Here is a 12,401-nt window from a genome sequence, read left to right on the forward strand (position 1 = left end):
AGACCCGACGGACGGACCTCACAACTGCTGTCACCAAATCACAGACAGGAGCTGCGATGTCCGACGCTATCCTCGAGATGCGCAACATCACCAAGAACTTTCCCGGCGTCAGAGTGCTCGATGACGTCACACTGACCGTCACCAGCGGCGAGATCCACGCGATCTGCGGCGAGAACGGCGCCGGAAAATCCACCCTCATGAAGGTGCTCTCGGGCGTGTACCCCCACGGTTCCTTCGACGGATCGATCGTCTTCGACGGCGAACCGCAGCGGTTCAACGCGATCAAGGACTCCGAGCACGCCGGCATCGTCATCATCCACCAGGAGCTGGCGCTCGTCCCTCACCTCTCGATCGCCGAGAACATCTTCCTCGGCAACGAGGTCGTCCACCGCGGATTGATCGACTGGCACGAGGCCAACGCGCGAGCGGCGACGCTCATGGAGCGCGTCGGACTCAATGAGAACCCGACGACGCCGGTCGGTCAGCTCGGCGTCGGCAAGCAGCAGCTCATCGAGATCGCCAAGGCACTGACGAAGGACGTGCGCCTGCTCATCCTCGACGAGCCCACCGCCGCGCTCAACGACACCGATTCCGAGCATCTGCTCGGCCTGCTCCGCGGCCTTCGCGAGCAGGGCATCACCTGCATCATCATCAGCCACAAGCTCGGCGAGATCGTCGACGTCGCCGACTCGACGACGATCATCCGAGACGGGCAGACGATCGAGACGATCGATATGCACGGCCCCGATGCCACGCAGGATCGCATCATCCGCGGCATGGTCGGCAGGTCGCTGGATCGCCGATTCCCCGAGCGCATTCCGAACATCGGCGAGGAGATCTTCCGCATCGAGAACTGGCGCGTGCTGCATCCGACCCAGCAGGATCGCGTCGTCGTCGACAACGCCTCCCTGTCGGTGCGCGCGGGCGAGATCATCGGCATCGCAGGCCTCATGGGCGCGGGTCGCACCGAGTTCATGATGAGCGTCTTCGGACGCAGCTACGGACGGGATGCCTCGGGGAAGGTCTTCCTGCGCGGCGAGGAGATCTCCACCCGCACGGTGAAGGATGCGATCGGCAATCGGATCGCCTACGTCTCGGAGGATCGGAAGGAGTACGGCCTCAACCTGATCACCGACATCAAGACGAACATCTCCGCTGCTGCTCTGGGCAACCTGACATCCACCGGACCGTTCATCGACCGCAACCGAGAGGTCGAGGTGGCGGAGAAATACCGCAACGACCTCAACATCAAGTCTCGGACGGTCGCCCAGATCGTCGGAAACCTCTCCGGCGGCAACCAGCAGAAGGTCGTGCTGGCGAAATGGCTCTACACGGATCCGGAGGTCCTGATCCTCGATGAGCCGACCCGTGGCATCGACGTCGGAGCGAAGTACGAGATCTACGAGATCATCGGTGCGCTCGCGGCGGCAGGCAAGGCCGTCATCCTCGTCTCCAGCGAACTGCCGGAACTGCTCGGACTCTCCGATCGCATCTACACCCTCGCCTACGGGCGGATCACCGGGCAGCTTCCCGTCGCGGATGCGACGCAGGAGGCGCTCATGTCCCTCATGACAATCGAGAACTCTTCCCCGAAGGAGGCCGCGGCATGAACAACGTGTTCACCGAGGTCAAAGACCTGCTGACCCACAACCTGCGCACGTCAGGCATCTACATCGCTTTCGTCGCGATCATCCTGCTGTTCACGATCCTCACAGGAGGAACGCTGCTCAGCCCGGAGAACGTCACGAACATCGTTCTGCAGAACGCGCACATCCTGATCATGGCGCTGGGCATGATCCTGGTGATCGTGGGCGGCCACATCGACCTCTCGGTCGGTTCCGTCCTCGCGTTCGCATCCGCCGTCTCCGCCGTGCTCGTCATCCGCATGGGCATGCCGTGGTGGGTCGGTGTGATCGCCGCCATCGTCGTAGGGATCGTGGTGGGCGCATGGCAGGGGTACTGGGTTGCGTACGTCGGAATCCCGGCGTTCATCGTCACCCTGGCCGGCATGCTGCTGTTCCGCGGCCTCACCTGGCTGGTGCTCAACAACGTGTCGCTGTCTCCGTTCCCGACCGACTACCGCGAGGTCGCCAGCGGGTTCCTGGACGGCCCCTTCGGGACGATCACCGTGGGTCAGGGCGAGGGTCTGATGGCAGTGCCGCAGACCGTCGACATCTTCACCCTCGTCATCGGCGTGCTCGCCGTGATCGGCGTCGTCGTCTCGTCGCTGCGCAGTCGTCGCACACGTCAGGGCTACAACCAGATCGTGGAGTCGATGCCGCTGTTCGTGCTGAAGCTCGTCGTGATCTCGGCCGTGCTGCTGGCGTTCGCCTGGGCACTGGCGTACAACCGCGGCTTCCCGATCGTCCTGATCATCGTCGCGGTGCTCATCCTGATCTATCAGGTGATCGCGAACCGCACGGTGTTCGGTCGCCACGTCTACGCCGTGGGCGGCAATCTCTCGGCCGCCCGTCTCTCGGGCGTCAACGTGCGCAGCGTGAACTTCTGGATCTTCGTCAACATGGGATTCTTGACCGGCATCGCCGCTGCAGTGTTCTCCTCGCGCTCCAACGGCGCGCAGCCCGGCATGGGCAACATGTTCGAGCTCGACGTCATCGCGGCGTGCTTCATCGGCGGTGCCTCGACGATGGGCGGAGTCGGACGAGTCGGAGGTGCGCTGGTAGGCGGCCTCGTGATGGCCGTCATGACGAACGGCATGCAGCTGATGGGCGTACCTCAGTCCAGTCAGCAGATCGTGAAGGGTCTGGTGCTGCTGCTCGCGGTCGCCTTCGACATCTACAACAAGCGCCGTGCAGGCACTGTGCGCTGAGCGCTGACGCGAGAAGGGAGCGGGGCGCTGTGCGCTCCGCCCCCTTCCGTGCGTGATGTCAGACGCGCGGTGCGAGTCCCGCGTACAGGAGGTTCCCGCTCTGCGGGTCTCGCATCACGAGGACCTGGTCGCCCGTCCGCGGGATCTCCAGACGCGACACCAGAGTCGCCAGGGCCACCTGCTGGCCGTCGACATCGAGCGTGATCACGATGTGCGGATTGTCGTTGATCGTCTGCCCGGTGTCCTGGATGGTGAGCACAGTCGCGGTCTGCGTCGGCACACCTGCGGCGCGCAGGCCGGCGACATGCTGGGCCTGGTGCATGGATGCGGTCGCCTGCTGCACCGACTCGGTGAACTCGCTGCCCATCATCGCCTTCGTCATCTTCCCGACGAAGCCGCGGCCCTGACCGATGTCGTCGGCCATCTTCATCGCGTCTTCCTGACGCTGCTGCATCGACTTGCGGTTGAACAGTCCCATGATCACTCCTGACCTCAGCGGTGTCTTGTTGACACCACGCTAAGCAGGAAGAGCGTGCTCCCGATCACGGTTTCAGTGAAGATCTGATGAACTCAGGCGGAGATGATCCGGGCCCCTGGCACCGGCCCGTGCACGTGCAGGGCGGTGCGCCCGGCATCATTGAGCTCCCCCTGCACGTATCGCGCGCTCTCCGGCGTCTCGCACAGGAACGCGACCGTCGGCCCAGATCCTGAGACGATCCCGCTCAGCGCGCCGGCGTGCAGCCCATCGTTGATGACGTCGTCCAGCGCGGGGCGTTCCAGCAGCGCCGGCACTTCGAGGTCGTTGAACATGCATGCGGCGAGCGAATGCGGGTCGCCGGCACGCAGCGCCTGAAGCACCGGGATCGGCACGTCCAACGACAGCGGCGGGTCATCCGCCAGGGCACCGTTCTCGGCGCGGTGCGTGTCGAGCCGTGCGTAGATCTCCGGCGTCGACAACCCTTCCTCGCTGGGCACGAGCACCCAGTCGAAGCGACCGTGCGCGAGCGCAGGGTTCAGTTGATCGCCCCGGCCGGTGCCCACCGCGGTGCCGCCGTGCAGCGCGAACGGCACATCGGCGCCGAGCCGGGCCGCGAGCTCATGGAGCCGATTCGGCGAGAGCCCTGTGCCCCAGAGCGCGTCGCACGCGACGAGGGCGGCCGCGGCATCCGCTGATCCTCCGCCCATCCCACCCGCGACAGGAACGCTCTTGCGCAGCTCGAGGTGCACGCCGCCGGTATACCCGGTCGCCGAGGCGAGCAGCTTTGCCGCACGCATCGCAAGGTTGCGGTCATCCACCGGTACGGTGCTCGGATCTGCGACACCGACCACGCTCAGCGCGAAGTCGTCTGCATCACGGGCGATGACGTCCTCGTAGAGCGACACGGCCTGGAACACGGTGGCCAGCGCGTGATATCCGTCATCATGACGCCCGCCGACGCCGAGGTAGACGTTGATCTTCCCCGGAGCACGCACGTGCACCACTTCGGGGAATGCGGCGAGGCTCATGGGTGTCTCACAGAGCGGACGATGACGCCCAGAGGTCGACGTCGATGCCGTCGGAGAGGGCGTCGATACGAGCGAGCTCCTCGTCGGTGAGCGCAGGCCCGTTGAGCGCTGCGATGTTCTCGTCGAGCTGTGCAGGACGAGAAGCGCCGATCAGCGCGGAGGTGACCACCGGGTCGCGAAGCGTCCACAGCAGCGCCAGCTGCGCCAGCGACTGCCCGCGCTCCTTCGCGATCTCGTTAAGGCTGCGGAGGATGCCGAGGCCGTCCTCTGAGAGCGGCCGGTCCGAGATCGAACGACGTTTCTGCGCACGTTCCGCTGTGCCGTCAGCGAGGTACTTGTCGGTCAGCAGCCCCTGGGCGAGCGGCGTGAAGGCGATCGCGCCCATGCCCTCGCTGCGCAGGGTATCGGTCAGTCCGCCTTCGACCCAGCGGTTGAGGATCGAGTAGGAGGGCTGGTGGATCACCAGCGGCGTGCCGAGCTCACGGGCGACCTCGGCGGCCTTGGCCGTGCGCTCCGCGCTGTACGACGAGATGCCGACGTACAGGGCCTTGCCCTGGCGGACCAGGGTGTCGAGCGCGCCGACGGTCTCCTCGATCGGCGTCACGGGGTCCGCACGGTGGGAGTAGAAGATGTCGACGTAATCGAGGCCCATCGAAGTGAGGGACTTCTCGGCGCTCGCGAGGAGGTACTTGCGGCTGCCGAAGTTGCCGTACGGGCCGGGCCACATGTCGTAGCCGGCTTTCGACGAGATGATCAGCTCGTCGCGGTAGGGACGGAGGTCCTCGGCGAAGATGCGGCCGAAGTTCTTCTCGGCCGAGCCGTACGGCGGGCCGTAGTTGTTGGCGAGGTCGAAGTGCGTGATGCCGCTGTCGAATGCGTGCCGCAGCAGCGCGCGCTGATTGTCGAGCGGGATGTTGTCACCGAAGTTCCACCACAGACCGAGCGAGATCGGCGGCAGATACAGACCGGACGTGCCGACCTGACGGTATTCGAAGTTCTTGTACCTGTCCTCCTTCGCCGCGTACGGGCGGTGGAGCTCAGCGATGTCTGTAGGGAAGCGGGGCGTCTCAGTCACGCCTCCAGGTTAGCCGTCCAGCGCCTCGGCGATTCGCACGAAGTCATCCACCGTCAACTGCTCGCCGCGTGCGGTGGGCGCGACGCCCGCCCGCTCGAGAATCGCGGATGCTTCCGCCGCCGTGCCGCCGAGCACGACGGAGAGCGCCTGACGCAGCATCTTGCGGCGCTGCTGGAACGCCGCGTCGACGATGCGGAAGGTCTTCTTGCGCAGTTCCTCGTCGCCGCGGGGCTCTGCATCGCGTTCGAAGGCGACGAGCACGCTGTCGATGTTCGGCACCGGCCAAAACACCTGACGCGAGACGTTACCGGCGAGTCGCCAGGGCCCGTACCACGCCGCTTTGACGCTCGGTGCACCGTAGACCTTGCTCCCTGGCGGGGCGGCGAGTCGCTCGCCCACCTCGGCCTGCACCATCACGATGCCCCGCTGCAGGTTCGGGAACGTCTCCATGAAATGCAGCAGCACGGGGACGGAGACGTTGTAGGGCAGGTTCGCGACCAGCACGGTCGGGTCGCCAGGGAGCTCATTGATCCGCAGCGCATCCGCATCGACCACGGTGAGGGCATCTGCGGGCACGCCATGCGCGCTTGCAGTCTCGGCGAGTCTCGCCGCGAGGCGGTGGTCGATCTCGACCGCCGTGACGGATGCTCCGGTCTCGAGGATCGCGAGGGTGAGTGAGCCGAGGCCCGGACCGACCTCGACGACCCGCTCCCCTGCCTGCACCCGCCCGACGTGCACGATCTTGCGCACCGTGTTGGCGTCGACGACGAAGTTCTGCCCGAGCTTCTTGGTCGGGGTGACGTCGAGCTCGGCGGCAAGACGGCGGATCTCGGTGGCGCCGAGCAGCGTGACGGTCATCCTGCCATTGTCCCCCATGCGGGTAATGTGTTCGGGTGCCCTCGCTCGGAGAACTCATCGCACCCCGCCGGATGGGCCGCGATTTCCGCTGGCTGCTGGCATCCTCATGGACGAGCAATGTCGGCGACGGCATCGCCTTGGCGGCCGCTCCCCTCCTGATCGCCTCGATGACCTCGTCGCCGATCCTGGTGGCGGCGGGTGCGGTTCTGCAGTTCCTGCCCTGGCTGATCTTCGGGTTGCACGCCGGCGCCATCGCGGACCGTTTCGACAGGCGACGCCTCGTGATGTTCGCCAACGCCGCACGGGCGCTCGTGCTGGCAGCGCTCTGCGTGTTCCTGTTCACCGACACGGCGAACATCTGGGTCGTGCTCGCGGCCGCTTTCCTCTACGGCACGGCGGAAGTGTTCGTCGACACCACGAGCAGCACCCTGCTGCCGATGCTCGTGAAGCCCGCCGATCTCGGCGTGGGCAACGCACGACTGCAGGCAGGGTATCTGGTGGCGAACCAATTCGCCGGTCCGCCGGTCGGTGCGTTCCTGTTCGCCGCCGGTCACGCGCTGCCGTTCCTCGTCGAGGTCGTGTGCGTGCTGCTCGCAGTCGTGCTGATCTCACGGATGGCGCGAACACCGGTGCCGCCGCGCGCCACCTCGGCTGAGAAGCCGTCTCCCGTCCATACCGACATCGCCGAGGGCGTGCGCTGGATGTGGCGCAACCCTCCGGTGCGGATGCTGGTGCTGATCATCCTCACGTTCAACATCACGTGGGCGGCACCCTGGGGCGTGCTCGTGCTCTACGCGACGGAGCACCTGCACATGGGCGCCGTCGGTTACGGGGCGCTCACCACCGCGTCCGCAGCGGGCGGCATCCTCGCCACGTTGACATTCGGATGGCTGGAGCGGCATGTGTCATTCGCCACTCTCATGCGCGTGGCGTTGTCGCTCGAAGTGCTCATGCACCTGGCCTTCGCGCTCACGAGTGCGGGATGGGTGGCGCTGGTGATCATGTTCGTGTTCGGCAGCTATGCCTTCGTGTGGGGCACGATCTCCACGACGGTGCGCCAGCGCCTGGTGCCGCACGAGTTGCAGGGTCGGGTCGCGTCGGTGAACATGGTCGGGGTCTTCGGCGGCATGGTGATCGGTCAGGCGCTCGGCGGCGTCATCGCCCAGGTGTGGGGGCTGACGGCGCCGTGGTGGTTCGCCTTCGTCGGCGCGGCCATCACCCTCGTGCTGGTGTGGAAGCCGATCTCGCACATCGTGAACGCGAAGCCCGTGATCGACGACGTTGAGGATGCCGCGGCGGTCTGAGCCTCAGTCGGCGAACTCTCCGTAGACGCGAAGCGTGTTCTCAGCGACCTGAGCGGCGAGCTCGTCGACCGGAGTATCGAGCTCTGCCGCCATGAACCGCAGCGTGAGCGGGATCAGGTACGGCGCGTTCGGGCGACCGCGCAGGGGAACCGGTGTCAGGAACGGGGCATCCGTCTCGATCAGAAGGCGGTCGAGCGGGGTGACGTGCAACGCGTCTCGCAGGTTCTGGGCGTTCTTGAACGTGACGTTGCCTGCAAAGGACAGGTAGTATCCGGCATCCGCGCAGATTCTGGCCATCGCGTCGTCGCCGGAGAAGCAGTGGAACACCGTCTTCTCGGGCGCCCCGACGCGAGCAAGGGTCTCAAGGACCGCGTCGTGGGCGTCGCGATCGTGGATCTGCATCGCGATGGCGTGCTTCTTCGCGAGAGCGATGTGGGCCTCGAACGATTCGAACTGCGGACCGCGCCGGTCTTCCTCGGTGCGGAAGAAGTCCAGCCCGGTCTCCCCGATCGCGCGCGTGCGGGGGTGCGCGGCGAGTTCGTCGATCACGCCGATCGCCTGATCGAGCTGGCCGGCTTCCGCGTACACGGGCGCGTCGTTCGGGTGGATCGCGACGGCCGCGAGCACTCGAGGATCGGTTGCCGCGGCATCCACCGCCCAGCGGGACGACTCGATGTCACCGGACGCCTGCACGACACCCGCGACACCGACCGCCTCGGCCCTGTCGAGCTGATCCTTCAACGAAAGCGGCTCGACGCCGTCGGTGATCTCCAGGTGCGCGTGATTGTCGTACACCGGCGACGTCAGCGGTTCGGGGGCAACCGGGTAACGGAGGTCCTTACGGCCCTCCGCTGCCCGCTCCCGAACGTACTGACTGGGGTTCTCGGTCAAGCCTGCGACTCCACACGAGGGAAGAGCGGTGCGAGAGCGGCGACCTGCGTGCCTGGCTGCAGGACCCCCCACGCACCGGACTCGCGGAGCGGCTGCGCCTGCAGCGAGCCGAGACTCTCGGCAGCGCCGAGGGCGGTCCAGAGCTTCTCGGTCGCCTGCGGCATGACCGGCGACAGGAGCACGGCGAGCGCACGCAGACCCTCGGCGCATGTGTACAGCACCGTCCCGAGTCGAGCACGCTTTTCCTCGTCACGGGCGAGCGCCCACGGCTCGTTCTCGGTGATGTAGCCGTTCAGCGCATCGACGATCGCCCAGATCGACGAGATCGCCTCGTCGATGCGGAACTGCTCCATCCACCTGTCGGCTGCGGCCTGGGCATCCGCCACGATCTTCTGGATCGCAAGATCCTGATCGGTGTATTCGGCGGCCTCGGGCACGACACCGTCGAAGTACTTCTCGATCATGGCGACCGTACGCGATGCGAGGTTTCCGAAGCCGTTGGCCAGCTCGGCCTGGTATCGCGCCGAGAGGTCTTCCCAGCTGAAGGAGCCGTCCTGCCCGAACGCGATGGCGGAGAGGAAGTAGTACCGGTACGCGTCGGATCCGAACACGTCGGTGATCTCGGTCGGCGCGATGCCGGTCAGCTTCGACTTCGACATCTTCTCACCGCCGACGAGCAGCCATCCGTGCGCGAAGACGCCCTTGGGCACGTCGAGGCCCGCAGCCATCAGCAGAGCAGGCCAGATGACCGCGTGGAACCGCAGGATGTCCTTGCCGACCACGTGGTACGCAGGCCAGCGACGCGCGAAGAGCTCTTCGTCTGCGCCATAGCCCACCGCAGTGGCATAGTTCAGCAGAGCGTCGACCCACACGTAGATGACGTGCGACTCATCCCAGGGCAGCGGGATGCCCCAGTCGAAGGTGGAGCGCGAGATCGACAAGTCCTTCAGCCCCTGCGACACGAACGAGACGACCTCGTTGCGGGCCGAGTGCGGGCGGACGAAGTCGGGCTCGGTCTTGTAGAGATCGAGCAGTCGGTCCTGGAACTCGCTCAGCTTGAAGAAGTAGTTCTTCTCCTGAAGCAGCTCCAGCGGCTTGGAGTGGATGGCGCAGACCTTCAGTCCTTCGAAAGGACCGGTGCCGTCGACGATCTCCGACTCGGGCTTGAACTCCTCACAGCCCACGCAGTACAGCGCTTCGTACTCGCCCGCGTAGATGTACCCGGCGTCGTAGAGACGCTGGAAGAACACCTGCACGTTCTTCTCGTGACGCTCCTGCGTGGTGCGGATGAAATCGTCGTTGGCGACGTCGAGCGTCTCCAGAAGCGGGAACCAGCTCTCGGTGACGAGCTTGTCCACCCACTCCTGAGGCGTGACGTTGTTCGCCGCGGCGGCGCGGAGCATCTTCTGGCCATGCTCGTCTGTGCCGGTCAGCATCCAGGTGTCATCACCCGACTGACGGTGCCAACGCGCGAGCGTGTCGACCGCCACCGACGTGTACCCGTGACCGATGTGCGGGACATCGGAGGGGTAGTAGATGGGCGTAGTGATGTAGAAGGATTCGCCTGCGGGCATGGGGTCAATTCTAGGCGGGATGCCGGTCCGGGTTACGCCGTGCCCGGCGATCGGTGGGCTGCCGGCTCATCCCGGTCGGTCCGCGCCAGAATCTCTTCGGCCGCCGCGTGTCCGATGACGGAGGCGAGGGTGATACCGGGATGGGCCACTGCGACGTACAAACCAGATGCCTCGGCGTAGCCGACTCTGGGCTTTTCGTCTGCCATCATCGGTCGCCACCCGATCTCCGCGCTCACCAGGGTGGCATCATCCGCGCCTGTGAACGACGCCATGAACACACGGAGCGCCTCCTCACCGGTCCTTCTCAGCTCGTCAGTCGACGTGTGTTTGTCGTAGTCGAGAGGAATGAGCACGGTTCCATCGACATCTTGGCGGGCTTCGAACTGATCGTTGGCGACGATGCCTCGGACGAGGCCCGAGGACGCACGCAGCCGCACCATGACGACAGGGCTCGAGAGCATCGGCAGGTTCACGCCGGCTGTCGCGCAGAGTGCCGTCGACCCAACGCCGGCGGCGACGGCCACTGTGGAGGCTGCGAGGATCTCCTGGCCGAGCTCTACGCCGTCGACTGCACCGTCGCGAGTGGTCACCAGTCGAGTGACAGGAGCGCCGAATCTCACCGACGCCCCGTGTTCCCGTGCAGCGCTGATCAAGCTCTCGGTCGCGCGAACGGGATCAACCCATCCATCATCCGGACGGAACTCTGCATGACGCGGAGGTTCAACCAGACGGGGTTCGCGCGTCGCCGCATGAGTGTCTCGGGGTCCGCGGCCGGCGAAGTGCTCACCCCAGACGAGGGCACCTGACCAGTGCACTTCGAGCCCACGAACCTCGCGTGCGAGTCGCTCCCAATGACTGCGCCCGAGCGCTCGCAACTCGCCCGCGGGACTGGAATCACCCGGCGAGCGGCCGATCCAGCCGAAAGAGTGCCTCGTCGCACCGGCGCCGGGCAGACCGGCATCGACGAGGGTGACATCCGCGCCACGAACGGCAAGGTGATAGGTGATGGATGCGCCGATGATTCCCGCACCGATCACGATCACCGGGCGCATCGACATGCGGTCCATCCTAGGCATCGCTGTTCATCCCGATCGGGAGCACTTCGCACGGATCGCGCGACTCATGGTCCGAGGGCAGCCCCGGCATCCGCTCCCAAGGCCGTCCGGCTCAGAGTCCGTTCCGCCGAGCGACCTCACCCAGCCAGGCCAGACTTCGCTTCGGCGTGCGCTCGAAGGTCGTGTGGTCGAAGGCGATCAGTCCGAAAGTCGGTGCGAAACCGCTGGCCCACTCATAGTTGTCCAGGGCGCTCCAGTGCTGGTACGCGCGCACATCGATGCCGTCGGAGATCGCTCGGTGCAGCCCTTCCAGGGCCCCCTGCGTGTAGGCGATGCGGCGGGTGTCATCTGCCGTGGCGATGCCGTTCTCGGTGACCAGCACTGGCACTCCCCCGCTCAGCGCCCACGCGCTGCGCACGCCGAGCTCGAGCGCCTCGGGGAAGAACTCCCAGCCCGTGAGCGTCGTCTCCACGTCCGAGGTCACGGGGCGAGGGCCTTCGGGACCGATGAACGTGCGTGTGTACGCCTGCACGCCGACGAAGTCATCGCCGGCGGACTGCTCCAGGTACCAGTGGTCACGCGGGTCGCCGTACTCCGCGAGCATCTCGTCGGCCCCAGGCTCCCCCGTCGAGTGGAAGGCCTGAGTGGCGATGGTCCATCCAGCCTGCACTCCGGGCACGGTGTGCAATATGTCCGAAGCTCGCCGGTGCGCGGCCAGAAGGGTGTCTGCGACCGCGAGATCCGGATTGGGGAGTCCGAACGCGACCAGGTTCGCCGCATCCTCGCCCCCGGCGAGCATCGCGGCGATGTTCGGCTCATTGATCGTGCAGACGTACTTCACTCCGTCGAGGATCGGCAGGACGGTCTCCACGTAGCGGGAGAACAGGTCGACCGCGTCATCCGCGCGCCAGAAACCGTCGCGCTGGAACCACTGCGGCACCGTGAAGTGCATCAGTGTCACGGTCGGGTCGAGCCCGACCTCACGCGCGGTGTCGATCATGCGACGGTAGTGGTCGATCATCGCTCGTGAGATGAATCCGCGCTCCGGCTCGATGCGCGCCCATTCGATGGAGAACCGATAGGAGTTCAGACCAGCGTCCGCGAGCAGGCGCATGTCCTCCGGATAGCGGTGGAAGTGGTCTGCCGCGTCGCCTGAGGGCTCCACCATCGAGGTGTCAGGAGCATGCTCCATCGTCCACCAGTTACTGGTCGTGTTGTTCCCCTCCACCTGGTGGGCCGCTGTCGCGGCGCCCCAGAGGAAGCCGTCGGGGAATTCGAGCACGAATGCTCCTTTCGTCGTCATGGACA

General features: G+C 66.0%; 11 protein-coding genes. 3 read left to right on the forward strand and 8 right to left on the reverse strand.

What is annotated here, in order from left to right; translation table 11 throughout:
* Positions 1–56: 56 nt before the first annotated feature.
* Positions 57–1,610, forward strand: a complete 1,554-nt coding sequence (gene mmsA / locus QFZ46_RS02040) for a multiple monosaccharide ABC transporter ATP-binding protein (protein ID WP_307357795.1) — start codon at positions 57–59, stop codon at positions 1,608–1,610.
* Complete coding sequence (gene mmsB, locus QFZ46_RS02045) at positions 1,607–2,830, forward strand: multiple monosaccharide ABC transporter permease (RefSeq protein ID WP_307357797.1); 1,224 nt, start codon at positions 1,607–1,609, stop codon at positions 2,828–2,830. Before mmsA ends, mmsB begins: the two co-directional genes overlap by 4 nt.
* A 58-nt stretch (positions 2,831–2,888) precedes the next feature.
* Here mmsB and QFZ46_RS02050 read toward each other — a convergent pair whose 3' ends face one another.
* From QFZ46_RS02050 to rsmA, 4 genes are all read right to left on the reverse strand, one after another.
* Positions 2,889–3,308 (reverse strand): hypothetical protein, encoded by a 420-nt coding sequence (locus QFZ46_RS02050; protein ID WP_307357799.1) that lies wholly within the window; start codon positions 3,306–3,308, stop codon positions 2,889–2,891.
* 92 nt (positions 3,309–3,400) lie between these two features.
* Complete coding sequence (locus tag QFZ46_RS02055) at positions 3,401–4,336, reverse strand: 4-(cytidine 5'-diphospho)-2-C-methyl-D-erythritol kinase (protein WP_307357801.1); 936 nt, start codon at positions 4,334–4,336, stop codon at positions 3,401–3,403.
* Positions 4,337–4,343: 7 nt separating this feature from the next.
* Complete coding sequence (mgrA, locus tag QFZ46_RS02060; RefSeq protein WP_307357803.1) at positions 4,344–5,411, reverse strand: L-glyceraldehyde 3-phosphate reductase; 1,068 nt, start codon at positions 5,409–5,411, stop codon at positions 4,344–4,346.
* Positions 5,412–5,420: 9 nt separating this feature from the next.
* The gene (rsmA, locus tag QFZ46_RS02065; protein ID WP_307357805.1) at positions 5,421–6,269 is read right to left on the reverse strand and encodes a 16S rRNA (adenine(1518)-N(6)/adenine(1519)-N(6))-dimethyltransferase RsmA; all 849 of its coding nucleotides are present in this window, start codon (positions 6,267–6,269) and stop codon (positions 5,421–5,423) included.
* A gap of 35 nt (positions 6,270–6,304) precedes the next feature.
* Between rsmA and QFZ46_RS02070 the strand changes: the two genes are divergently transcribed.
* Positions 6,305–7,573 (forward strand): MFS transporter, encoded by a 1,269-nt coding sequence (locus QFZ46_RS02070; protein WP_307357808.1) that lies wholly within the window; start codon positions 6,305–6,307, stop codon positions 7,571–7,573.
* A 3-nt stretch (positions 7,574–7,576) separates the two neighbouring features.
* Here the strand turns inward: QFZ46_RS02070 and QFZ46_RS02075 are convergent, their stop codons facing one another.
* From QFZ46_RS02075 to QFZ46_RS02090, 4 genes are all read right to left on the reverse strand, one after another.
* A complete protein-coding gene (locus QFZ46_RS02075; protein ID WP_307357810.1) occupies positions 7,577–8,464 on the reverse strand; it encodes a TatD family hydrolase in 888 nt (295 codons plus the stop codon).
* Positions 8,461–10,038 (reverse strand): methionine--tRNA ligase, encoded by a 1,578-nt coding sequence (metG, locus tag QFZ46_RS02080; RefSeq protein WP_307357812.1) that lies wholly within the window; start codon positions 10,036–10,038, stop codon positions 8,461–8,463. Before metG ends, QFZ46_RS02075 begins: the two co-directional genes overlap by 4 nt.
* Positions 10,039–10,070: 32 nt before the next feature.
* Positions 10,071–11,096, reverse strand: a complete 1,026-nt coding sequence (locus QFZ46_RS02085; RefSeq protein WP_307357813.1) for an NAD(P)/FAD-dependent oxidoreductase — start codon at positions 11,094–11,096, stop codon at positions 10,071–10,073.
* A gap of 109 nt (positions 11,097–11,205) precedes the next feature.
* Entirely contained in the window at positions 11,206–12,375 is a 1,170-nt protein-coding gene (locus tag QFZ46_RS02090) for a glycoside hydrolase family 1 protein (protein WP_307357815.1), read from the reverse strand.
* Between the last annotated feature and the right edge of the window lie 26 nt (positions 12,376–12,401).

Origin of the sequence: Microbacterium murale, from assembly GCF_030815955.1 — a bacterium.
GTDB lineage: Bacteria > Actinomycetota > Actinomycetes > Actinomycetales > Microbacteriaceae > Microbacterium > Microbacterium murale_A.

Coding starts and splice junctions, on each gene's coding strand:
- mmsA (WP_307357795.1), top strand. CDS start 57: ATGTCCGACGCTATCCTCGAGATGCGCAACATCACCAAGAACTTTCCC.
- mmsB (WP_307357797.1), top strand. CDS start 1,607: ATGAACAACGTGTTCACCGAGGTCAAAGACCTGCTGACCCACAACCTG.
- QFZ46_RS02050 (WP_307357799.1), bottom strand. CDS start 3,308: ATGGGACTGTTCAACCGCAAGTCGATGCAGCAGCGTCAGGAAGACGCG.
- QFZ46_RS02055 (WP_307357801.1), bottom strand. CDS start 4,336: ATGAGCCTCGCCGCATTCCCCGAAGTGGTGCACGTGCGTGCTCCGGGG.
- rsmA (WP_307357805.1), bottom strand. CDS start 6,269: ATGACCGTCACGCTGCTCGGCGCCACCGAGATCCGCCGTCTTGCCGCC.
- metG (WP_307357812.1), bottom strand. CDS start 10,038: ATGCCCGCAGGCGAATCCTTCTACATCACTACGCCCATCTACTACCCC.
- QFZ46_RS02085 (WP_307357813.1), bottom strand. CDS start 11,096: ATGTCGATGCGCCCGGTGATCGTGATCGGTGCGGGAATCATCGGCGCA.